This is a genomic window from Candidatus Chlorohelix sp. (genome assembly GCF_037138995.1).
In the GTDB taxonomy this organism is placed as follows: domain Bacteria; phylum Chloroflexota; class Chloroflexia; order Chloroheliales; family Chloroheliaceae; genus Chlorohelix.
In genome coordinates this window covers 1-24,393 of sequence record NZ_JBAXHI010000026.1, presented here as the reverse complement: position 1 = coordinate 24,393, position 24,393 = coordinate 1, and the positions used below count along the sequence as shown (strand labels likewise).

The following is a 24,393-nucleotide window of genomic DNA, read 5'->3' as shown; positions in this document are numbered from 1 at the left end:
CCGGTAGAAACAATATTGGCAATAACCAAATTTCAATTTGCCATAGTAGCGACAGTAACACCCTCTCCGCCTTCGCCGTTTTCGCCACTGCGAAAAGATTTTACCAGCGGGTGCGATTTCAGATAGGTGCGAACAACCTGACGCAAAGTGCCTGTGCCTTTGCCATGCACCAGCCTCACAAAAGGCATGTTAGATAGGTAAGCGTCATTCAAATAGCGATCTAGCGCAGCCGCTACCTCTTCCGCCCGCCAACCGCGCATATCCAATTCCAGCGAAACAGTCTCGGACAATTCGGCACGGCTTCGGGCATTAACCCGGATACCGCTCTGTTTTTCAGCCGCGCCTTCAAGGTCGGCACGCTCCCGAAGAGTCAGCGGCTTATCAGATGAACGGGGTTTGCCGGGAAGACGTTTTAAATCCAGCGATGAGATTTTAACCTTGAAGCTGCCGAACTGTACTTCGTATATACCTTCAGTATCAGGACCAGCCAACAGCACACCTTCTTGTTGTAAGCTGATAATCTGCACCCTGTCTCCCGCTTTCAGTTCACCGATATACGGTTCTGGTTCGGATTCAGCCCGTGTTTTAGCTTGCGCCTTTTCGCGGGCGCGGCGTTGCGCTCTGCGTTGCAATTCGAGCGCGAGTTTTTCCGCCTCTGCCAAAGCTTTACGCTGCTTCTCTAACTCAGCCGCAATTTCGGTTTTCTCACCGGCAGCCCGCACTGCCTGATCAATATCAACAAGACGCTGCCGTACTGCCCGACTCTCCTCGCGCATCGCAATCAAATCTTGCTCAAACTCAAGGCGGGCTTCCTCTCTAGCGGCTGCCGCTGCCTTGCGTTTCTCATCCTCTATATGCCGTAGTTGCCGATTCAACTCGTCCCGCTGCTTTTCGATTTCAGCTTTCAGCTTCATAGCTTCATAGCGAGCTTGTCCGGCTTCATCGCGCTCAGACTGGATTTTTGAAATCAGGGCATCTACCTGCACATCATCACTGGATACATAACTGCGTGCCTGTTCGATAATACTAGAGGGCAAACCCAAGCGTAAGGCAATTGCCAACGCATTGCTGCGACCGGGCAAACCAATATCCAGAATATAGGTAGGCGAAAGGGTTTCTACATCGAAGCGCACGCTGGCATTCTGCACTCCCGGAGTCAGGTAGGCGTAGCTCTTCAATTCACTGTAGTGCGTAGTGATAGCAGCGTGCGCTTCTCGTTGCAAAATATGTTCAATCAGGCTTCGCGCTAGGGCAGCACCCTCGGCGGGGTCGGTGCCTGCACCTAGTTCATCGAGTATCACCAGCGTATTGCGATCAATTTCCCCCAGCATACCGATAATATTGTTCATATGGCTGGAAAAAGTGCTGAGGCTTTGCTCTATACTCTGCTCATCTCCGATGTCGGCAAAGATTTTCTGAAACACTGCCGTTTGTGAACCCTCTTCTACAGGCAAATGTAAGCCCGCCATCGCCATGAGAGTCAATAAAGCGGCGGTTTTCAGGCTAACAGTTTTACCGCCGGTATTAGGACCCGTTATCACCAGCGCCCTGAAATCCCCACCCAAATAGAAATTTATCGGCACTACTTTTCCACTGATAAGAGGATGACGCGCTCTGATAAAATTTAAGAGATAGGTGCCTTCCGGTAAAACCGTACCGGGAAGGGGGATAGTAGCCAACTTCGGTTGGGTAGCGCGTAAATCAGCAGCATAACGCGCTTTGGCAAAAGTTAGGTCAAGTTCAGCCAGAGCCTCGACCATTTGCAGCAATTCCGAGACATGCCTTCCCACTTTAGCGGCTAATTCGCGCAGCACCCGCTCGACTTCTGCGTTTTCATCCAGTTGCAGTTGCTTCCATTGGTTGTTTAGGTCAAGCGTAGCCAGCGGTTCCATATAGACCGTTTGCCCGCTGGCAGATTGATCGTGGATGATGCCACGCAATTGCCCCTTAAATTCGGCTTTGACCGGAATTACATAACGCCCGTTGCGGAGGGTGATAATCGACTCCTGCAAAAGCGGTTGGTGTGAGTTGGAAGAAATTATGGAGTTAAGCTTATCCAGCAACCGCCCGTGTGTAATGCGTATCTGTTCGCGAATACGCCTTAAAGCAGGGCTGGCAGAATCCAGCACCGTACCATCTGGGCTGATTGTTTGCTCAATTTCGCCTTCGAGTAGCGGTAAATCAGCTAGACGCGCCGCTATTTGCGACAGATAATAGATAGAGCCATCCTGATTGGATTTCATGATGGAATGGCGCAAGATACGACTGCTTTCGAGGGTGGCGCGAATTTCCAGAAAAGCGGAAGGGTCAAGCGCACGCCCTATTGCCGCAATCCTTACATTATCGCGAATATCACGCGCACCCCCGATAGTAGTTTCCGGGCGTTTTTCCAGCAATATACGCGCTTCTGCGGTAGTGTCGAGGCGAACCTGAACTTCGGCAGAGTCGGTGGAAGGGCGCAAGGTTTCAAGCAAGGCACGTCCGGCGCTAAAACTGATATAGCGACCCAATCGCTCCAGTACCTTGTGAAACTCCAGCACCCGCAAAGTTCGTTCGTTCATTGTTACCCGAAGAGAGGATTATCTTTAAATACGGGTATCTGGGATACCGGCAGCCAAGGCGATAAAATGTTTAAATAAACATACCGGAGAGATCTAAGAATACCAAAAATAATTGAGTTATTAAAGCCTTCTAGGATTGAATTGCTATAATTATTAGGTTGCCCGGTACTGAGCCAAACAATCATAACCATGTTTCTGACCACGAAAGCAATCACAAACAAGCCGAAAATTCCCGCAAACATTCCCAACGTCAGCCCACCGAGTTGGTCAAGACTAGCCAAGCGCTTGGGTATATAAATAGTTTTAGTAAAGCTCCATAAAATGAGGGTAAAAATAATACTCCACACTATCCAAAGCGTAAAAAACCATACAATTTGGTTCGTAGCAACCGAGGTAGGGTTACTAGCAGTAGCAGTCAGTCCGGCAAAGACACTATAGAAATAAGTGGCTATCTGTATTCCCAGATACATACCAAATATGCCTGTCCCAATTTTGACCAGACCCATATTGAAACCCATAAAAGCGATGAGCAGAATAACTAATAATAAAATAAAATCAATTACCAATCCCAAGAGGACACCCCCTGTCGGTAACTAAAAGTAGCCCTAATAATAAATTATTGTCAACTCAAGCTATTGTAAAGGTTTTTCTAAAGGCACGCAACAGATTAAATTATATATGGTAGAAAAGTCCGGTAAAAAGAAACAGGGGCGACCTATCGCCCCTTGAGCATAGCCTTAATTGTCTTCCAACAACTTCATCAAATCGTCTAGTGTCCCCGCCATTTGCACCAATGGGTTTGCGCCGGGGTTCGCCGGATTGCTGTGGTAGTTCACAATACTATCGGCATCTTTCAGGATATGCCCGGTCATGATTGCCACTACCAGGTCGCCCTTCCCGATTATTTCCTTTTCGCGCAGTTTGCGGACACCTGCCAGAGTTGCCCCTGCCGCCGGTTCGCCGCCGATACCGCTGCGGTCAAGTACCGCTTTCGCCTCCATTATCTCGATGTCGGTTACTAAATCCACCACGCCATCCGTCCACTCAATAGCGCGGCGAGCTTTGGCAAGGTTCACCGGGTTGCCGATGCGGATAGCGGTTGCTACCGTTTCCGGCTTTTGGGGCTTGAAACGGGTAAATTCGCTGCGGTAATATTGATAGAAAGGGCTTGCCCCTTCCGCCTGTATAGTGGCAATACGTGGCAGTTTTTCGCCTATCAAGCCGAGTTCGCGCATTTCCCAAAGAGCTTTGCCGAAAGCGGAGGTATTGCCTAGATTCCCGCCCGACACCACAATCCAGTCCGGCGCTTGCCAATCCAGTTGCTGTAACGCCTCGAAAATGATAGTTTTCTGCCCTTCTAGCCGGAAAGGGTTGAGCGAGTTTACCAGATACATGCCCTTTTCCTTGCTCACCCGCCGTACCAGTTCTAGCGCATCATCGAAGCTACCCTCAACCTGTACAGTTTTAGCCCCGTATGCCATAGTCTGGCTCAGTTTGCCGAGCGCGACCTTACCAGAAGGAATGAAAGTAAGAGCTTTTAATCCGGCGCGAGCGGCATAGCCCGCCAGCGATGCGGAAGTATTACCGCTACTGGCACAAGCCACATACTTTGCCCCTATCCAATTGGCATGGCTAATACCCACCGTCATACCTCGATCTTTGAAAGAGCCTGTGGGGTTTTCGCCCTCGTGCTTGAGCCACAGGTTTTCCAATCCTGCCCACTTCGCCAATCGCGCATCCTCGTAAAGATTTGTATTCCCCTCGTTGCGGGAAACAATCGCTTCATTGGGAAAGGGCGCAACCAGTTCGCGCCAACGCCATACGCCGCTACCGTTGGGAAAACCGCGCTCAACCCGCCGCTTCTCAGCCCATTCGCGGGTAATAACCCCTTTCAACGCTTCGAGGTTGTGTTTTACCTCCAGCAAACCATCACAAGTTTCACAACCCGATATTGCGGCGCTAAGCTCATATTCGCGCCCGCACTGGATACAAACCACTTTAGTTTCCAACATAGCCTTGCACCGTTAGAAGTTCCGCATTGAGAATGCTGGCAGCCGCCGCACCGCGAATGGTGTTGTGACCTACCAGTACGAATTTATAGTCAAGTATGGGGCAGTGACGCAAACGCCCTACAGTAGTTGCCATCGCTCCTGCGCCATCACGATCTAAGAAAGGCTGCGGGCGATTGTGTTCGTGGCGCAACAGTACAGGATTGATAGGCGCGTTTGGTAATTGCAAACGCTGCGGTTCGCTTTGGAAGTTCTGCAACACTTCGGAGACTTCGTGCAGGGTAGCTTTACGACCGAGTTCTACCGAAACGCTCTCAGTATGGGCTTCGCGCACCGCCACGCGGGTACAGGTGGCACTGATGGCGATTTCCGCATCTACAAAGCGGGTGTTGCTTTCCACCAGTTGCCCTAACAATTTAAGCGGTTCGCTTTCTACCTTGCTTTCCTCACCATCAATGAAAGGGAGGACGTTATCCACAATGTCCAGCGCGGAAACGCCCGGATAACCTGCGCCACTGAGCGATTGCATGCTGGTAACAAGCACCTTTTTCAAACCGAAAGCGTCCTGTAAAGGCTTGAGCGCCAGCACAAGGTGAATGGTAGTACAGTTGGGATTGGTAATAATAAAGCCTTTGTCCCAACCGCGTTGCTGCTGCTGGAAGCGCAATATAGAGGAGTGGTCGGGGTTTACTTCAGGAATCATCAATGGCACATCTGGGTCGGTGCGATGGTTGCGAGCATTGGAGAAAACTTTGTAACCTGCGGCGGCGAATCTTTCTTCGGTGTCGCCTGCAATATCGCTTGGTAACGAACTGAAAATTACCTCGCAGTCCCAATCTTTGCCGGGTTCGCCTTCTACCAGTTCAATATCGCGCACGTACTTAGGTACATCAGACGATAACCGCCAACCGGGTACAGAGCCGTATTTCTTGCCTACGTTGCGCCCGCTTGCGCCTAACGCCGTTATCTCGAACCAAGGGTGACCTTCTAGGCATTGCAAAAAACGCTGCCCAACCGCACCGGTTGCGCCCAGCACACCTACTTTAATCGGTCTCGCCGGTTTAAACATATTCTTTTCCTCCAGAATAGTGTCTTTCTACCGGGGCATCTGAGTTTATAAAATAAAAATCCCCTCGCCCCGACCTATTTATTAAATAGGGACGAAAGGTTTCTTCCGTGGTTCCACCCTACTTCAACCTGCAAAATGCAAGCTCTCATTGGCAGCTATAACGGGCTTTTCCCGCACTCTTTGGCTTCACGCTTAACAGAGCGATTCATGGGTGGTATTCGCCGGGCTTGCGGTAAAGAGGCTTTCAGCCGATGACCTCTTTTCTCTGAGACCTTCATACCGGGTTACTTTTCCCAGTCAACATGTTAAAATATTCAATTCAGCGTAAGTATAGCTTTCAGAGGGGCAGGAGTCAAGCCGCTAAAAAGCTGTGGGTGCGGCAGAAAATTTTGCAATCACATTCAAACTAAAAATATTTTCGTTCAGGTTCGACCTGATTTTGCAAAAAAACTTGCCACACCCAAAAGCTGTATAATCTTAAAGTCAAATCTCAAAATAAAGCGAGGTTGCAATACCCGCTTTTTATAAATCTAAAGGGTAAAACAAATGGCAGAAAATAATATGCAGGTATTACCGGATGGGGTGAAGCTTAATTATCTCAAATGGAGTGCGCCCAATAATAACTCAAAGATACATACGCCTTTCTTATTATTACACGGGTTGGCTTCCGGTTCGCGCATTTGGGACAAGGTAGCGGCAGAATTGCTAAAAATTACCGCCGCCCCGATTTATGCGCTTGACCAGCGCGGACATGGGCTGAGCGATAAACCCGATAACGGCTATACCACCGCCCAAATCGTGGAAGATGTACACGCCTTTGCCGAGTCTCAAAACTTGACTTCAGAACGCCCGGTTATTGTGGGGCATTCGTGGGGCGCAACAATAGCACTGGCTTATGCTGCCACTTACCCTGACTATGTATCTGGCATAGCATTGGTGGACGGTGGAATGGGCAATATGCGAGGTCGTCCCGGTATGGATAACTGGGAAGAAGTAGCGAAGCGTCTTGCCCCGCCAGATTTTGCAGGGACTCCTCGTCAGACCTTTCTGGATTATTTTCGCAAGGGAGGGCAAGCGAGGTTCCTTGCGCCAGTTTGGAATTCACAGCTTGAAGATATGACGCTGAACATTGTAGAACTGCGGGAGGATGATACGGTAGCGCCCCGTTTGAGCCGTCAGAACCACATGCAAATTTTGCGCTCTATGTGGGAAACCGATAACCTTGCCCATGCCGCTAATATTCACAGCCCAGTGCTAATGATAAGTGCCGAACCTACCAACTCGCCCGATACGTTACCGGAAGATGAGCAGCAGGCAGGTTTTATCAAAATGAAGCGCAAGGGCGCAGAACAGCTAAAAGCGGCGTTGGTAAGTTCACCCAAAGCAGAGTTTATAATAATGAGCGAAACCATTCACGATATACCATTGCAACGCCCCGTTGAGTTGGTAAATCTTTTCAGCCAATTTTTCTTTGAGATGAGTTAAGCCTACCATTTGTGTAACAAGGGGGTTAAAGCCAAAGAGTCGGTAAATTGAACGTTGCGAACGCCAAAGCTTCGGCACACCCCGTTGTTGTAGATATGGCACGCATCTAGGCTGACAATTTCCAGTGAATTATCGCCTTTTTGCAGGGGTAGATTCTTCAGGTCAATAGTATATAGATGCAAGGGCTGTTCTGCCTTTACAGTAGCAACAACCGCACCATTCAAGAGAACCTGTATAGTTTTGGGTTCATCAAAAGGTCTTATTTGAATACTCATTGAGCGTGTAATCTCGTTAGGGGAGTAGAGTGAAAGTATCCCTGATTGCAATACCGGGCGTTCTACTACCCCATCTTTTAGAGTCATTTCACCATAAGCCCAACCGGAAACCAGACGAAAGCGGAATTTCTCCGGGCTTGGTGGCACGCTCGGCTCAATTCTCCATGCATCAAGACCTTCCTGATTGTTATCGTAGAAAGGCGCACCCAACTTTTCGAGTAAAAATTCGTGAAGTTTAGGGTAGATTGCTTCGCCGTTATTGCGATGTAATACCACATATCGAATATTATTTTGTTGTAAGCCATCTTTAAAACCTTCCTCCACCGGATAAATCTCGCGTTGAATCAAGTCAGGAAAGCTATACCACTTGTCAGAATAAAGTTGGGGAAGATTAGGCAGAGTTTCAACGGAGTCCCAAGCCTGAATAGTAATACGCGATAAATAGCCCGTCACAATCGGACGGTGGTGCAAGGTTTGATAGTATTGATACTTAGCATAGGGATATACTGGCAAATCAAGCACTTTGCCCGGTTCTTTGTCTTCAGCCATTATCTGGTACAAGGCAGGATTTGGAATTTCAGTAGTAGGAAAAGGAAAAGAATAAGGCAAATGTTCAACCAAAGATAAGCTCATCACCAGCGCCGCCAGCATTGAAGCAAAATAAAGCGGCGCTCTTTTCTTTGCTAACCATAAAAATAGAGAATTTAAGGAATAGGCTGAAAGTAAGGACAGAGCAAACATTGGCACAATTGCCATACGATTAGGGGCGCGGAAAAAAGAAAGAGCAGACCAACCATAAATCCAGTTATAAAACGGCAAATCTCTATAAGCAACACCATTTACCTGTAAGGCAGGTCCTAAGGATAATAGCAAACCGCTAAAGCCAAAGACCAACCAGAAAAGAGCATTTTTATGCCGATTTAAACGTGGTAAAAACGCCCCGATTCCTAAAATTAGGGCGACAAAACCTAGATAAGAGCTTATTTCCTCACTACTAAAGTTATGGTAAATATTGGAGGTTTTATTACCAAAAAGAAAATTGGTTTGATCCGGTACAAAAAAGCTCAATAAATCAGCAGAAAGAGCATAAGTAGTACCCTGTGAAACCTCTTTGAAAGCAGTTTGTAAAGAGGGGTCAATTTTCAGATAAACGGATAAAGGTAGGAAACATATAGCAACTGTAATAATCAGAACTAAGCCACTCAGTAAAAGATTGTTTTTTATTTTGAACCACTTAAAATCGCTTAGTACCTTACCTAACAAGAAAAGCAAGGCAAAAAGCAAAAGAAAATATGCCGTCAAGTAAAAATCGGTAAGAATCAAAAAGGACAATCCCAGACTAGCCAGTAAGGCGTTTTTAAGAGTTGGTTTTTTATAAAATATAAATATCCGCCATACCATAAAAGGAAGTGCATAAAGCGTAGCCAAACCTAAATGAAATTCGGCTCTATAAAAATGATACGTGCAAAAATCAAAAAGGAAACCAGCAACAAAGCAAGCCAGTTTGTTTGGTACAAATTCGGCTGCTAGAAGGTACATAGTAAAACCGCTGAAAACGAAACCCAAGAAGATGGTCAGATTAATTGCACCAAAGGGACTCATAAAACACATGAAAAAAAGCCCTAATACCATATTTGTATAGAGCTGTATAAAAACCACAACCTGTGGTAGTAAAGCAAAAAGATAGTTGGTGTAATTTGGGTCTTGCCCTGTGGAAAGGGCGTGTTGGAACCACCAGAGTTGCCAACTACTATAGAGCATATCACCTTCAAAAGAAGGACCAAGCATGGAATCATTGAGACGAAACACAAAGGGGAATGTAATAATTATGCTTAGCAGTGTATATGACAGCAACGCCACCACCCAATTGTAGCGCGTCATCCAAGCTACTAGCTTAGTAATAACACGAGTTAATAATGAGGTGTTTTTTTGCTGGTATGCTTTCATTTAATCCAAACCATGTACCCGATAAGTTACTAACGCATATTGGATTTTACCCGCTAATCATTATAACCCAGGTGATTACTCCCCAAGCCTAAAGGCGGAGGCATCTAGGGGCGAACCCACAGCTTGTAATCCCAAGCTTTTGATGTTTAGAGAGGCATTGAGGTCACGGTCTATATGAAGGCTACAATCTGGACAAATGAATATTCTCTCGGAGAGCATGAGCTTGTCCAGAAGCCTGTGACCACAACTGCTACAGGTTTGGCTTGTATATGCCAGATTCACAGCAATGAAAGTGTAGCCAGCTTCTTCCGCTTTGCTACTCAACATACTGAAAAATGCCGACCAAGCTGCATCATGGATGCTTTTGGAAAGGCAATGATTATGCACCATCCGGTTGATGGTCAAATCTTCCACAAAAATCTTGCCGTTAGTATTGACTATCTTCCGGCTGGTTTGGTGGCTAAAGTTCTGGCGTTTGAAGCCAATCCGTTCATGAGTTCTGACAACTGCCTTGCGTCTGAATTTACGCTCAGGAGTGCCTTTAGTTTCTTTGGAAAGTTTACGCTGTACTTTGGCAAGAGCTTTTTCTTCCTTGCGAAAGAAGCGAGGGTTCTCAATCTCAGTTCCATCCGAGAGAGTAGCAAAGGTTTTAAGACCAACGTCTATGCCTACCTTATTAGGATTATCTGGCAAGCGTTTAGGCTCTACTTCAACAGAAAAGCAAGCATACCATTTGCCTGTAGAACTACGGCGCAGGGTAAGGGTTTTAAGCTGCCCTTCGATGGGACGGTGCAATACAAGTTTGAGGCTTCCTATTTTGGAAACTTCAAGGCAATTGCCGACCAACTTAAAACCACTTTGGGTATAAGTCCGGCTGTCATACCATCCATAGCCCTTGAAGCGGGGATAGCCAACTTCCTTTTCCCCAGACTTAACCCTGCGGAAGTAAGCTTGAAACGCAAGGTCAACCCGCTCGGTGACATTTTGAAGTACCTGACTGTGGACGGTAGCAAGGGAAGGGCAAGAAACTTTAAGTACAGGAATACGTCTTTTGGTTTCGTAGTAATTGGCAGAACGATTTTCATCCTCCCACGCCTGTTTACGAAATCCCAAAGTATCGTTATAGAGCCAACGACAGTCTTCAAGGCTTGCCTCAAGAATGTGCAAGGTTCGTTTGTTGGGGAATATCCTGTACATAAAAGCTTTTCTCATAAGAACAATTATACTACGGTTTTAGGTAAATGTAAAGTTTCTACCTAAAGCCCCGCTAAAGCGAGAAAGGAGTGCCTTATATCCCCATAGCTAAAGCTAGGGGGCTTACGGCACATATGCTAACATAAAAAAGGGACGCATTTTAAGCGTCCCCCCCTTTTAGAAAATTAGGCAGCCGCTATACCAAGCCCTCTAATCTATCTTCGAGGTCTTCGTAAATATCGCGCAGCTTCTCGATTACATCCTCATCAGCCTGCCACAGACCGCGCCCGTGGGCTTCCAGCAAACGTTTAGTCATATTGTGGACGGCTTGCGGGTTAGCCTGTTCAAGACGTTTACGCATCGCCTCATCTAGCACGAAAGTCTGCCCGGCTTCGTCATAAACCCAGTTATCCACTGCGCCGGTGGTAGCATCCCAGCCCAACATATGGTTAAAGCGAGTGGAGATTTCATGGACACCGCTGTGGTCATACTTGAGCATGCTTTCATACCACTTTGGATTAAGCAGTTTGGTGCGGTACTCCATCCGCAACAACGTACCGACATCGTTAATTTTGGTTTCACTGGTAAAGCTTTCGATATAATTAAGCTTTACCTCTTTGCCGCTGCGTTTTTCCGCCATCATCTTGATTGTGCCGCTGGCGCTGTAGTAGTGTTGGATGTCGCTGATACCGTACTCTACGCTGTCAATTTCCTGAGCTACACGCTCGACTGTACCCAGAAGCCGTTGCATAGTTACGCTGTAATCCTGCCCGGCACGCTCACCACCATACGCATAAGCGTTACGGCGCAGATACACCCCTTCCAAATCATCCTGAGACTCCCAGCTACTATCCGTAACCATATCGTCCACGTAAGTACCATAGGTGCCGGAAGCTTGGCTAAAGATACGCGCAGTAGCTTGATCAAAAGTAGCGCCGTCTTTTGACATAGACTCATTCACATGTTTGCGAATAAAGTTCATGTTTTCAGGCTCATCGGCGCTGGCAGCAGTACGCACTAACTTGTCTAGTAAATCAATATTCATCTGGAAGGTATCGCGGAAGATACCGCTGGTGTTCATCAACACGTCAATACGTGGACGACCAAGTTCGGACAAGGGAACTAACTGGTAAGAGCTAACCTTACCCTGTCCGTCTTTGACCGGACGCGCTCCCATCAATGCAATAATAGTGCCGATAGCCTCGCCTTTGGTTTTAATAGTATCCAGACCCCACAAAATCTGCGCGATGGTTTCGGGATAGCTACCGTTATTTTCGGAACGATGCGTCTCTATCAGGGAATCGGCAATTTTGCGCCCGCGCTCCCAAGCTGCATCGCTAGGTATGCGCCATGGGTCGAGGCTATGAAGGTTGCGCCCAGTGGGCAGAACCGCTACGCCATCACGGATTAAGTCACCGCCGATACCGGGGGAAATAAACCCGCCGCTCAAGCCCTTCAACAGATAATCCAGTTCGCGGTCATTATTGATAAGACCAACCAGCATTTGCCGTCCATATGCCATAAGTTCCTGAGCAGCTTGTTTCTCCTCAGAAGTAAATTTATCGGCGTTAGGGACACGTCCGTTCTGAACTATGGTAGTAGATACAAATTGCTCGCACCAGTTATCCACTTTCTCCTTCAATTCCATCGCCACACTATCGCCCCGACGCGCCCGCCCGGAAAGGCTTTCGTAGTTATGGGTAAATCCGATGCTACCGCTATCAGCAGCCGCCGAAGCAGAATCGGATTTGAAGATGCTCAGTGCCAGTTGCGCCAACGAGTTACCGTTGCGTTCCAGTTTTAGGGCTTCGGCAATCAAAGCAATCTGCTCAGTTGCAGAAGGCGCATCACCCAACACATGCAAATCTCCTGTAATCAGGGTTTGTTCCATTTGCCCCAGATAAACCCAAACGCGGCTGGCATAATCCGCAAAGCTTTCACCATCAAGCTTCACAATATCATCGGAGAGGTGGGTCAAGTCGAGTTTCAGGAGAATAGCATCGGACAGTTCAACATTGTGTTGCCCATCGCGCCAATCATTCAGCAGGTCTTTGAGAGCCAGAAATTCCTTGTACAACCCGGCGCGACTGTAAGGCGGAATTGCATGGCTGACGATTACAGAATAGCCGCGCCGTTTGGCAATATTCGCTTCGCTAGGGTTGTTGAGCGGGTACACATACAGGCTAGGAATTTCGCCCAACACCGTATCGGGCCAGCATGTATCAGTCAAACCCAGTTGTTGACCGGGCAACCATTCCGCCGTACCGTGCATACCCATGTGTACCACCGCATCGGCTTTGAAAGTGTTTTGCAGCCAGCGGTAAAACATTATGTACTGGTGGTGAGGCGCATTTTCCTTATCGAATAACAGGCGCATCGGGTCGCCTGAGATTCCCAAACGCGGTTGTACTCCTACATAAACATTGCCGAAAGTAAGCCCACCCAGCAGAATCTTGTCGCGTCCGGCAGGCGCAATTTCTCCCGGAGGTGCGCCCCAGCGATTTTCAATGCGCTGCTGCTGGTAAGGAGTATTCTGCTTGTAGAAATCCTCCACTGCTGCCGTAATTTTGGATACGCTTGGGTCATCCTGATTCAAGGACGCTTGCAAAAGCTCAATCAATTTTTCTTTGGTTTCGGGAATATCTCCAACGTTATAACCATCTGCCTTAAGCCGATGCAACAACTTTAGAGTGGAAGAAGGCACATCCAACAGAGCGGCAGTAGCAAGGTTGCCTTGCCCGGTAGGATAATCATAAACCAATATCGCAATTTTCTTCTCACGGTTGGCTTTTCGCTTCAGGGTAGTCCATTTACGCGCTAGTTTTACCAGCCGTTCTACCCTATCAGGTAGAAGGTCAATCGCCTGACCGTTCACGCCACCCAGCACCACCGGAGCAATCGCACCATCTACTTCGGGCAGCGAGTAGAGGAAAATTTGCGACACCGGATTAACACCCTGTTCCTGCCAATTTTTGGTATCCTGTACTAATAGCGGTTGGCTTACGGTGTAGGCTACATCCAGTTTACTGAGAATTTCGTTAGTAGCTTGCGCTGCCAAACCGGGCTTAGTGCTTCCGGCAGGACCGCCAACCAAACCAAAGCCTAGAGTGCTAATCAGGAAATCTACCCCAATCTCGGTTAAATAATCGCGTACCGCCACATGACCTTCGACACCTGTCACCGACATCGGTAGAACCCGCAAACCATCTTTTTCCAATGCGCGAATAATATCGGCTATATATTTATGCCCGTTCAACAGGTGGAGACGGAAAAACAATATCCCAACAGTAGCTTTGCTACCTTTTTTGCCATCCCAACGCCCGGTTTTCTTTTCCCAATCAAGATAATCCTTACTTTTGGCAACGAATTTATCTAGGTCTGGGTGCCAGAAACTGATAGCAGGCAACTCTAGGGGTTCTTCTATTTTAGCAATTTTATAACCAAACAATTCACGACCAATGAAACGGAACATATTGATTACGTTTTGGTCGCAATTGTTAGTCCAGTAGGTGCTGATGGTCATCCAGTGCTTCAGGTCTGCCAGCTTACCGCTATTAGGCATAAACTTCATCAAGCGGTTGGTAAATTTCTGGAGCTTGATATAGCTGTAATAAGCGTCTTCCTCGCGCCCTTTTACTAACAGATTGGCAAGCGCTTTTACCGGTTTAGGCATTTCCCCTTTGCTGCCATCGGCTTTTTTGGTAGAGTACGCCCCAACCCGGTTTAACTCCATAGCTTCAGGAGTGCTTTCAAAAACGAGCGTCACTTTAGGCTGAGCTTCTCCCAATAAAGTTATCAACTTTTCGGATAAGTCACCACCCTGAATAAGTGCGCCAAAAAAGCAATCGCATTCTTTGATTGCAGCGAGCGCTTCAGGGTTATTTTTCTCAACGGCAGTATCGGTAAAAACTTTAAAGTCAAAACCTGGCATATCCACCGAGGCGCGTTTGCCTAAATCGGTTAGATGCGCCATATTGTAAGGTTCCATACCCAAAACCATAACCATGCGTGTTGTTATACGCGACTTGGGTGTTTCCGTAGAGTTACGCGGCGCTTGCCGAGTCTGCGTGGCCATTAACTACCTCCAGATTTTCGATTTTTCATGAAAAGGGATCTTCCTTGCCTATAAAATTTTCTATATATAAGAATTAACCGATTCAGGCTTGCGTTACTGTAGTACATACTACCAACTTTAATTGGACATGTGCGAAAGGTTAAAAAAACCGACTATAACTATAATAGGAATAGGAAAAACCACAAAGTGGATTTTTCGGGGATAAGAGAAGAATTTTCCCACACATTACGGCATCGGAAAATTCTGAAACTCAAAGGCGCTAAATTGAATCACTGTTAGATATTGCTTCTGCCTTGGCTTCCATCAACCGACCAACACGCCCCAGTAACAAGGCTGGCACGTTCGCTGGCGAGAAAGGCTATTACATTCGCCACTTCTTCGGGAGTACCAAAGCGACCTAGCGGCATTTCTTGCTTTACGAACTCCGCCATTCCTTCTGGGTCACTCTCTACCTTACGCGCCCAACTTCCGCCGGGAAAAAGGATTGAACCGGGCGCAACGCTATTTACCAGAATACCGTAGCGGGCAAGGTCGGTTGCCATTGATTTGGCTAGGCTTATTTCGGCAGCTTTAGCGGCATTATAAGCAGAACCGCCGCCCCCCTCACGTCCCCATACACTACCAACATTGATAATGCGCCCCCAGTTATGAACTTGCATATAGGGTACAACCGCTTTACTAAGGTTATAGGAAGCGAAAAGATTAATTTCAAAAACCTTGCGCCATTGGTCTTCGCTGGATTGGGCAAAGCCGCCGCCGCCAAAAGAACCACCTACATTGTTTATAGCAATATCAATACGCCCGTAAGTGGCATGCACTTGCTCAACAAAACGGGTGACATCTACCGGATTATTCATATCGCCCTGAAAGGGAAAAGCTAAGGGTAAAGCTGGTTGGGGCTTAAAGGCAGGAACTTCTCTGCCGAAAGCTACTTCAAACTCACGCTGGGTTTTCTCCAGAGTTTCGAGGTTTCGCCCTGAAAAAGCGATATAACAACCCTCTTGCGCCAGTTCCAGCCCGGTGCAGCGTCCAATACCCTTGCTGCCACCTGAAATTATTGCTACTCTACCTGCAATACCAAGATTCATTGTTACCTGTAACCTCTTCTAATCAACATGCATAGGAGGATGGTTAGACATGATTTGTCCGGTTTCTACAAAGATAATTCTTTCACAGATGTTGGTAATCCGGTCGCCCATGCGCTCCACGTTATGGATTGCCCAGAGCATATAAGTAGCGAGATCCACCACCCGGTTATCTTCCATCATACGCTTCAACAAGTCATGATACGCTTCGTTGTACAGCACGTCAATTTCATCATCGCGCCTTATAAGCTCACGCGCCAGTTCAATATCACCTTTAAGAAAGGCATCAATTGATTGGTTTAACATCTCACGCGAGATTTGCATCATTTTATCCATCAATACAAGGGCGCTAGTTGGGGCAAGCCCTTCCATTTTCTCGCTAATGCGTGCCAAGCCTTTAGCATAATCGCCCATGCGCTCCAACTCACCGGCAATGTGCATAACCGCGGCTACTAGGCGCAAATCCCTAGACAAGACAGGCTGTTGGGTAGCCAGCAAGCGCATTGCTTCTTCTTCCAATTCATAGCGTTTGGTATTTATATCGGAGTCGGCGCGGATAAGTGACTCCGCTTGACGGTGGTCGCGTGTTTTCATAATATAAAGTGACAAATGCATCGCTTTATCCACCATACTAGCCATATCTATTAAACTATCCTGCAAATCAGACAGGCTTTTGCGAAAACGCGCCCTGTTTTCAGGTATCTTGTTATCTGAGGGTTGCAGCATCCAACCGTTCTCCTTCCAGTAGCGTCCCTAATTAGTCAGGATATTATAAGGTAATATCAAGGTAAAAGATAGATGTATTTTAATAAAATAATTTTTACATTATGTAAAGTTTTTGCTGTTAAGGAATACCTTTAACAAAACCTTAACAAGAATTTTATATGTTGAGCAAAAAAGCCTAAATCCACAATATAACCTTAACGAAATATAAAGATTGCCTATACTTTTTAAAGATTGTTTGGTATAATCTAAATAGCTTTTAGGGTGATTTTTAGTTTACGATAGGCAAACCTTTGAAAATCTTGTTTATCCATGAAGAACCATCGCTCCGCTCTTTTATGCGGCGCGTACTTGAACCAGCCGGGTATGAAGTAATTCAAGCTCAATCATTTAATGAAGGCTACGCTAAAGCAATTGAGTACAAACCCCAAATTGTTATAGCGGACAACATATTAGGCTCAAAGCCGGGTATCCTTTTATGTCAGAAAATCCAGATGGTGGCGGGTCTGGAAACTACAGAATTCTTGCTCCTCAACGATTATGATGGGGAATCAAAGGATACATGCGGAATAAGACTAAAGGGTGTGCTTAAAAAGCCTAACCTTCTCCCTGAGTTGCAAAACTATTTTCCCGAAATTAACCTAAAAATACCGCAAGCCACACTAGCCCATTAATACCGAACAGAACTAGTAAACCCGCCGGTGAGCGAATAATCCGGTTAAGGTTTATTCGATATGAGCTATCGGGCATAGCTCGCCAATAGCTCAAGCCACCAGCCAGCAAGCCATAATAGATTACCAGCCAAACCGGATGCAATTGGGGTACAGAGATTGCCGCGAACGGTATCGCCGCAAAGAAATTAACCACCTCCGCTAGATATACCACGAAAAACCACGATAACCAGCCCACTGCATTTACCATTACCGGAAGCCATACTGCAAATAACCAACCGCTTACTACCAATAGAGCGCCACTTGCCATTATCAGAGGCAGCGCTGGTAATCCTACCACCCCAACCGGCAATGAGAATAAGGCGATTTGCTTGAAATAAAAGATTACCAACGGCAGCGTCATAATCTCGGCGGCAACCCCCATAACTACCCCTTCACGGTAGAGGGGAGGTAAATTTTGCACCCAACGATAATTTTGCAGAGGCGAAGCAATCAGAATCAAACCAAGAGTGGCAAGGCAAGATAGCTGAAAGCCAATATCATAAAACACCTGTGGAGATGCCAGCGTTATCAAAAAAGCGGTGCCAGCCAACCCCAATAACGAGATGTATTCGCGCCCTAGCAATAAGCCAACTATAGCGAAACCGCCCATCACTCCGGCGCGTACTACGCCCGGTGAAGCGCCCACCAACAGTACATAACTCGCCATCCCGATTCCTGAAAGAATAAGCGCAGTACGCATGCGGAACAAGCGTTTGAACAATAGCATCATTGCCCCTATTGCTATAGTAATGTTCGCCCCTGAGATAGCCACAATGTGAGAACTGCCGGTAATCCGAAAATTTTGCTTGAGCTGTGGGTCAATGTTGCGCTGCTCACCCAGCAGAATCCCGCCCAACAGCCCAGCTTCACGCGCTGGCATAAAATTACGGGTAATTTCAAGCGAGTTATTTCGGAGAGTGTTAAGCCAGCGAAACAAAAAGAAAATTTGCCCGGTCGCTACCACTTCCACTGAAGGTTTGTACATTACGGCATAAATCCCCTGCCGCTTGAGATAATCGCGGTAGGGAAATTGGTCTTCGGTAAATTCGAGAGGTAGGCGCAATTTGCCGGAAAGCTCTACCAAATCACCGGGTTGGGTGATAACCCCATCTTCAAATGTGACAAAAATATCGCCCGAAACCGAACCAAAGCTTTTCCCACCGAGCGGTAATAGCTGAGTGGTATTCAGGCGAAAACTGCCGCCCTTTTCGCTATAAACCGGATCGCTGGCTATCAATCCAATTACACGCAACTCAGGTACACCGTCTTTATCGCCTGCCCAGTAGGTAATACTCTCCGTTCCTTCCGGTAGTAGCGACATCTGGTAGCGCAAAGCTCCGGCGCAAACAAAAAGCAAACAAAGCGGTAGCGCTATGGGCAAACGTTTTACCGATACAGAACTATGGTTAAGCCACCAGTAGAAAAGCGCAATCAAAAGGGAAGCCCCTGCCCCTACCCACAACCACAGCGTTTCAAATACCAACCAGCCTTGCAGGAAAATGCCAGCCAGCCACAGTGGGGTAAGTATCAGCAAAGGCGCCCACATATACTGCTATTCTCTCGTAGCCAGTGAATAATATTCAGCTTTTAGCAAGTGGCTTTCTGCAATACCCAGTTTAACCAATAGCTCTACAATAAAGTCGGCTTTATTTTCAGCATCACGACTCGACCAAGTACGGCTTTTGATTTCCACATAATATCCGGGACGCTCAGGCGCAGTAAGGTGATCTATATTAATCGCGAATTGGGTGTCATGGAATAGAAAACGATGCCTACGCCGTACTTTGACGATTTCACGCTCTTCAGAAGGGTTCAAATATTCGCGATAAAAGCGCACCGATTGTTCGGCAGAAGCGGTAAAGCGAGCGCGACTCAAAATCACCCCAAGCGGGTACTCATGTTCGGAGGCTTCCCCTGTCAGCGTCAGGCGTGAGCGACTACGCGGAGTAGGGCGATCAAATTCATCGAGATAAATATCCTCACGGATTCGTAATTGCCCCTGCCCTGCCAAAGCAAAAGAGAAATAGGTATCATACTGACGATAGCGTGAAGATTTGATTATAGTAAGTTCTGGGTCTTTCAGGAATTTCTCAACCACTGACAGATCGTCCAGATGCGCCTTAACCTGTACCTCGAAGCTCTCCTCTTGGCTCAAGCCACCCAATGCCAGCAATTTGCGAACAATATCGCCTTCACGCGCCAACAAAAACTTGTCGATTTTTTGCGCCACCAACGCCGATTCGCGGGCGAGTTCGGCTTCATCCAATGTTAAAAGTTTGCGATTACGCAGCAACCAACGCCCATTACAAATTACATGGCATACATCACTACCTTTACTGACATAAACCAGTTGCGAGTAAATCGCGTCAGGGTTGCGCTGGAAACGTGGGGTATTGTGGAGCGTGCTGAGATCGACAGCTACAATATCGGCACGTTTTCCCGGTTCAAGAGAACCGGTAATATCCCCGATATGCATGGCACGCGCACCAAGGATAGTAGCCATTGCAAAAGCTTCTCTGGCAGGCAAGGCGGTGGGGTCGCCGGAAAAGCCTTTAGCCAACAGCGCAGCAAGGCGCATTTCCTCGAACATGTCCAAATCATTATTGCTGGCAGGTCCATCGGTGCCGATGCCAACATTTACCCCGATATTAAGCATTGAAACGATAGGCGCAACACCGCTGGCAAGTTTCAGGTTACTGGTCGGGTTGTGCGCTATGCCAGCACCTGCATGTTTAAGGGTACGTATCTCGCCCTCATCTATATGGACGCAATGCGCGGCTATTACTTTGGCATCCAGCACGCCTTGTTTCCTAATCCACGGCACCACTGGCATATTATTTTCTTTACGCATATTTTCAACTTCCAACGCAGTTTCGGAAATGTGAATATGCAAGGGTACGTCAAATTCCATCGCCAGTTCCGTGCATGCTTTCAAAATTTCGGGGGGACATGTATAAGGAGCGTGTGGACCAACCGCCGGCACAATCAGGGGATGTCCTTTCCATTGCTGGATATATTCGCGGGTACGTACCAATGCGTCTTCATAACTTGCCGAGTCGGGGCTAGGGTATTTCATAACGCTTTGAGCCAACACTGCCCGCAAGCCCGCCTGAGCAGTAGCAGCAGCTATTTCTTCTTCAAAATAGTACATGTCGTTATAACAGGTAGTGCCAGTTTTTATCATTTCGGCACACGCCAGTTTTGTCCCCAATCTTACAAATTCCGGGTTAACAAACTCGCGTTCTACCGGCATCATGTAACCCATCAACCACACATCTAGCCGCAAGTCATCAGCTAAACCGCGCAGCAAAGTCATAGGCGCGTGGGTATGAGCATTTATCAAACCGGGTATTAGCGCTTGACCGCTACAATCTACAACTTCAACCGCCTCATATTTTAAGGCTATATCCTCGGAAGTGCCAACCGCCAGAATTTTATCTTCTTTTACTACGATAGAGCCATCTTCAATTACGGTGCGAGCTTCATCCATCAGCACTATTGTGCCGCCCGCCAATATATAATCAGCCTTTTCCATTTTTCTTCCTTTGCTTATGAATAAAAAAAACCGCCCAAATAGGCGGTTAAGAAATTTTTATTTTGCTGATACGCGTGAAGGGACTTGAACCCCTGACCTTTTGGTCCGCAACCAAACGCTCTATCCAACTGAGCTACACGCGCATAATTTTGTAGCTTTTTACAGATGATGATTATAAGACCTAGCACCTTGTTTGTCAAACCTTGAAAGCTTCTGAAACTTTTACCTTTCTACATGTGTATAATACTACATAGCACGCTCTTAGAATAGTGACAATTTAAGGACTGGTGAGATATTGAAACGCTTCAAATTTTATTTTACCTATGCTTGGCGTTCGGTATTACGTGGGGGGCAACGCAGCTTTTTCGCAGTATTGTGTGTAGCGGTTGGCGTGGCAGCATTGGTGGCGTTACAGGCGCTAGGTAGCAGCATTCAGGATACGATGACAGGCGATACCAAAGCTCAAGCAGGGGGCGATATTGTGCTGCGAATATCCAGTTCACGCGCCAACAATACTAGCTCTAGCCGAGTATTCACCACCGATGACCAAAACAAACTAAATACATTTAAATCCGATGGTGTGATAACAGAATGGTCTCCCCTGATTGTGCAGAGCAATATCCGTTTGCGAAACTATTTCAGCTTTCCGCCTACGCTATACGCGGTTGACCCGGCTACCTATCCGCTCTACGGCAATTTTGAAATAATAGAGCCAAAAGGTAAAAACCTACGTGAACTAATCGGGCAACCCGGTACAGTAGTGGTCAGTAAAAACCTGTGGGAAAAGCTCGGACTAAAGCTCGGACAGGATTTGGAAGTTTCGGGAAGCAACGGTCAAAATATTAAGCTCAAAGTGACGGGGAAAAGCAATATTGTATTGCCAGGGGTAATTCTTGGACCGGGTCAATTTTTCGGCTATATGATTACTTCTATTCCAACCTCCGCCAGTATGTATGATGCTGCCGACAATTTACCTTCACAGGTCTTCGCCAAAACCCCAAGCGATAAAGTAATAGACTCTGCCAAACAAACCCTAACTCGCGGGACGCGCTTTAGCGGCGATACCGCTTACGAAATCCAGACTCAGCTAACCAAAGGCATCAGTATTACTCAGGATTTCCTGTCTTATATCGGCTTGCTCTCGTTGCTGGTGGGCGGCATTGGTGTAATCAACACCATGCTGGTAGTTATCGGGAGGCGCACCACCGAAATCGCTACCGTAAAAGCGCTTGGCTTAAAAACGCGCCAGACCCTTTTCATCTTTACGCTGGAAGCCTTATTTCTAGGCATAATGGGCAGTGTATTGGGCGTTATTCTGGGCGAGTTACTAGGATTAGGCATAAAAGGTGTGGCAGAGGGGTTCTTTGCTCGCCCACTGGTGTGGTCGCTATATCCGAGACCAATCATTGTGGGTATGTTGGTGGGCGTAATCACTTCGGGAGTCTTTGGATTCCTACCTAGTTATGCCGCTGCCAGAGTACGCCCTGCGGTAGTGCTACGCGCCCAATCCACGATGGTTCCACGCATCGGCGGTATTCCGGGCTTCATAATCCTACTATTAATGACTCTTGCGCTAGGAATCATCGCGGGTGTTTTGATTAATGAACTTGTATTGGGAGTGATAATCGCCTTTATCACGCTGGTATTAATGGCGGTGTTGGTAGGATTGCTATGGGTTATAATCCTATTGTTCGGGTTGCTACCTACGCCCCGCAATCCTGCTATTAAAATGGCAGTGCGTAGCTTCAGCCGCAATCGGGGACGCACCGCTACCACCGTAATGGTTATGGTAGTGGGGTTATTCTTTATCAGCTTTATTACTTTTGTAGCAGACAGCGTGAAATCCTCCATCCGAGAGGCTTTCGACATCCAATTAGGCTACAACACTATCGGCTTTACCGGACTGTTGGCAGGCGGTAACACCCCCGAAATTACGGCTAACAATATTGCCAGCCTCAAACAAATCCAAGGCATGCAAAAAGTCTTTCCAAGCAACTTTGCCAGCGTAAGGCTCGAAGCAATAAACGGTAATACGCCACCGGATGGGCGCAGTACCATTTCGTTGAACGGGCGAGCTTACATAAACGGGGAATCTACCGGAAACACCAATACTCAGAAAATTGCAGCAGGACGCAACCTGACCCCCGAAGATGCTGACCGAAATCTAATTTTAATCAGCAAAAATACTGCCGATTCGCTTGGAGTAAAACCCGGAGACAAGCTTATAGTGCGACCTCAATCAACTTCAGGACAGCCTAACCAGACTACCGAGCTTGAAGTGGTGGGCATTGCCGAAGAATATACCTCGTTTGTAAATTTTGAGGGCAGCTATGTTGCCCCGTATAATGTAGTAGCCAAACTGGGTACACCCTTTACCCTCTACTATATGCTCATAGATCGCCCCTTCAAGCAAGCCGCGCTCCAAAACGCGCAAGCTATTGTGCCAACCGTGCTAGATTTGGACGACCTGCTAGATACCTTTAATCGGTTACTCGACCAAATTCTAGCGTTTCCCTTGATTCTCAGCCTATTAAGCTTGTTCAGTGGGGCGATACTGGTGGCGAACAATGTGGCATTGGCAGTGCTGGAGCGGCGCACCGAAATCGGGGTACTTAAAGCGGTAGGGGCAAAACGCAAGCGAGTCATGGGTATCTTGCTATGGGAAAGCGGTCTGGTAGGCTTTCTGGGGGGCTTGATAGGGGTAGGCGCTGGCATCATACTCGCGCTGAATGTCAACCGCTTCTCATCCTCATCATCAGGGGGACGAGGGGCAAGCACCATAGCCTTTACATGGTCGCCGGGAGTTGCCGCGCTGCTCATGCTGCTTGGCATCGGCTTGGCGCTGGTAGCTACATTAATCAGCGCGTGGGGAGCAGTGCAGGAAAAACCGCTGGTAGTCTTGCGATATGAATAACAGCTTGAAAGGATAAATATGCCGACCATATTAGAGGCGCGAAATCTGATAAAAGAACTCCCAATGGGGCGTGAAAAGCTCAGTATTCTAAGGGGAGTAAACCTAAAAGTAGAGCAGGGCGAAGTGGTAGCAATTGTAGGACCTAGCGGGTGCGGCAAAACTACGCTGCTAGGCTTAATCGGGGGGTTAGATACACCTACAAGCGGTACAATTACCATTGCCGGACAGGAACTCAGCCGCCTTTCAGAAGACAAACTGGCAGACGTACGTAACCGTACCATTGGGTTTGTGTTCCAGTTCTTTAACCTTGTGCCTACTTTGACCGCGCTGGAAAATGTCGCGCTACCGGTGCAATTCGATGATAAAAGCCGCTTCCAGCCCGAAAAACGCGCTACCGAACTGTTAACGATGGTAGGGCTTGGGCATCGCTTGAAGCATAAGCCTAAAGAATTATCCGGTGGAGAGCAACAGCGAGTAGCAATTGCCCGCGCCCTTGCCAACCAACCCGCCATTCTATTGGGAGATGAGCCTACCGGAAACCTCGATAGCGAACGCGGTCAGGAGATTTTGGAATTAATTTTCAAACTGCGTGAGGAGTTGGGCTTAACCGTAATTCTGGTGACACATGACCCCAAAGTAGCAGCACGCGCCGACCGGGTGCTGCACATGAAAGACGGGCAGTTCATCGAAACGAGCATAATGCAAGGTTAAAAAAGATTCTATTCTATTTCATCGGCATTAGTTATTAATAGCGCTGATTCTTACATTACTCGCGCCAAATGTAAAATCTCTACCGTCTATTGCGGTA

At 47.3% G+C, this 24,393-nt stretch carries 15 protein-coding genes, 1 tRNA gene and 1 other annotated feature; of the genes, 4 read left to right on the top strand and 12 right to left on the bottom strand.

Features of this window, described 5'->3' with window-relative positions; translation table 11 throughout:
* Positions 1 to 32: 32 nt before the first annotated feature.
* From WCK19_RS12355 to asd, 4 genes are all read right to left on the bottom strand, one after another.
* Positions 33 to 2,561, bottom strand: coding sequence for an endonuclease MutS2 (locus WCK19_RS12355; protein WP_342397692.1), 2,529 nt, complete (start codon positions 2,559 to 2,561; stop codon positions 33 to 35).
* Positions 2,562 to 2,563: 2 nt separating this feature from the next.
* Positions 2,564 to 3,133 (bottom strand): CvpA family protein, encoded by a 570-nt coding sequence (locus tag WCK19_RS12350; protein WP_342397691.1) that lies wholly within the window; start codon positions 3,131 to 3,133, stop codon positions 2,564 to 2,566.
* A gap of 165 nt (positions 3,134 to 3,298) precedes the next feature.
* Positions 3,299 to 4,573: a threonine synthase gene (gene thrC / locus WCK19_RS12345; RefSeq protein WP_342397690.1), complete on the bottom strand. Its 1,275-nt coding sequence runs from the start codon at positions 4,571 to 4,573 to the stop codon at positions 3,299 to 3,301.
* The gene (gene asd, locus WCK19_RS12340; RefSeq protein WP_342397689.1) at positions 4,560 to 5,639 is read right to left on the bottom strand and encodes an aspartate-semialdehyde dehydrogenase; all 1,080 of its coding nucleotides are present in this window, start codon (positions 5,637 to 5,639) and stop codon (positions 4,560 to 4,562) included. The genes thrC and asd overlap by 14 nt, the downstream gene beginning before the upstream one ends.
* A gap of 84 nt (positions 5,640 to 5,723) precedes the next feature.
* Positions 5,724 to 5,949 (bottom strand) — a binding site (T-box leader).
* Positions 5,950 to 6,185: 236 nt separating this feature from the next.
* Between asd and WCK19_RS12335 the strand changes: the two genes are divergently transcribed.
* Positions 6,186 to 7,124 carry an alpha/beta hydrolase gene (locus WCK19_RS12335; protein ID WP_342397688.1) on the top strand — a complete coding sequence of 313 codons (939 nt, stop codon included), beginning with the start codon at positions 6,186 to 6,188 and terminating at the stop codon, positions 7,122 to 7,124.
* Positions 7,125 to 7,126: 2 nt separating this feature from the next.
* Here the strand turns inward: WCK19_RS12335 and WCK19_RS12330 are convergent, their stop codons facing one another.
* The 5 genes from WCK19_RS12330 to phoU all read right to left on the bottom strand — a co-directional run bounded on the left by WCK19_RS12330 (position 7,127) and on the right by phoU (position 16,426).
* Entirely contained in the window at positions 7,127 to 9,280 is a 2,154-nt protein-coding gene (locus WCK19_RS12330) for a hypothetical protein (RefSeq protein ID WP_342397687.1), read from the bottom strand.
* Positions 9,281 to 9,421: 141 nt separating this feature from the next.
* Positions 9,422 to 10,558, bottom strand: a complete 1,137-nt coding sequence (locus WCK19_RS12325; RefSeq protein WP_342397686.1) for an RNA-guided endonuclease TnpB family protein — start codon at positions 10,556 to 10,558, stop codon at positions 9,422 to 9,424.
* A 178-nt stretch (positions 10,559 to 10,736) separates the two neighbouring features.
* Positions 10,737 to 14,615 carry a magnesium chelatase subunit H gene (bchH, locus tag WCK19_RS12320; RefSeq protein ID WP_342397685.1) on the bottom strand — a complete coding sequence of 1,293 codons (3,879 nt, stop codon included), beginning with the start codon at positions 14,613 to 14,615 and terminating at the stop codon, positions 10,737 to 10,739.
* Between the two features lie 275 nt (positions 14,616 to 14,890).
* Complete coding sequence (locus WCK19_RS12315) at positions 14,891 to 15,703, bottom strand: SDR family oxidoreductase (protein ID WP_342397684.1); 813 nt, start codon at positions 15,701 to 15,703, stop codon at positions 14,891 to 14,893.
* Positions 15,704 to 15,721: 18 nt separating this feature from the next.
* Entirely contained in the window at positions 15,722 to 16,426 is a 705-nt protein-coding gene (phoU, locus tag WCK19_RS12310; protein WP_342397683.1) for a phosphate signaling complex protein PhoU, read from the bottom strand.
* Positions 16,427 to 16,716: 290 nt separating this feature from the next.
* On the opposite strand from phoU, the gene WCK19_RS12305 reads away from it, so the two are divergent.
* Positions 16,717 to 17,097: a hypothetical protein gene (locus WCK19_RS12305; RefSeq protein WP_342397682.1), complete on the top strand. Its 381-nt coding sequence runs from the start codon at positions 16,717 to 16,719 to the stop codon at positions 17,095 to 17,097.
* On the opposite strand, the gene WCK19_RS12300 is transcribed toward WCK19_RS12305, so the two are convergent.
* From WCK19_RS12300 to WCK19_RS12290, 3 genes are all read right to left on the bottom strand, one after another.
* Entirely contained in the window at positions 17,060 to 18,682 is a 1,623-nt protein-coding gene (locus WCK19_RS12300) for a ComEC/Rec2 family competence protein (RefSeq protein WP_342397681.1), read from the bottom strand. The genes WCK19_RS12305 and WCK19_RS12300 overlap by 38 nt on opposite strands.
* Positions 18,683 to 18,688: 6 nt before the next feature.
* A complete protein-coding gene (locus tag WCK19_RS12295) occupies positions 18,689 to 20,671 on the bottom strand; it encodes an amidohydrolase family protein (protein ID WP_342397680.1) in 1,983 nt (660 codons plus the stop codon).
* A 69-nt stretch (positions 20,672 to 20,740) separates the two neighbouring features.
* A tRNA-Arg gene (locus WCK19_RS12290) sits at positions 20,741 to 20,814 on the bottom strand.
* 152 nt (positions 20,815 to 20,966) lie between these two features.
* On the opposite strand from WCK19_RS12290, the gene WCK19_RS12285 reads away from it, so the two are divergent.
* Together WCK19_RS12285 and WCK19_RS12280 are read left to right on the top strand one after the other, a co-directional pair.
* On the top strand, positions 20,967 to 23,585 hold the full coding sequence (locus tag WCK19_RS12285; RefSeq protein ID WP_342397679.1) for an FtsX-like permease family protein: 2,619 nt from the start codon (positions 20,967 to 20,969) through the stop codon (positions 23,583 to 23,585).
* 18 nt (positions 23,586 to 23,603) lie between these two features.
* Positions 23,604 to 24,296 (top strand): ABC transporter ATP-binding protein, encoded by a 693-nt coding sequence (locus WCK19_RS12280; protein ID WP_342397678.1) that lies wholly within the window; start codon positions 23,604 to 23,606, stop codon positions 24,294 to 24,296.
* Positions 24,297 to 24,393 lie beyond the last annotated feature (97 nt).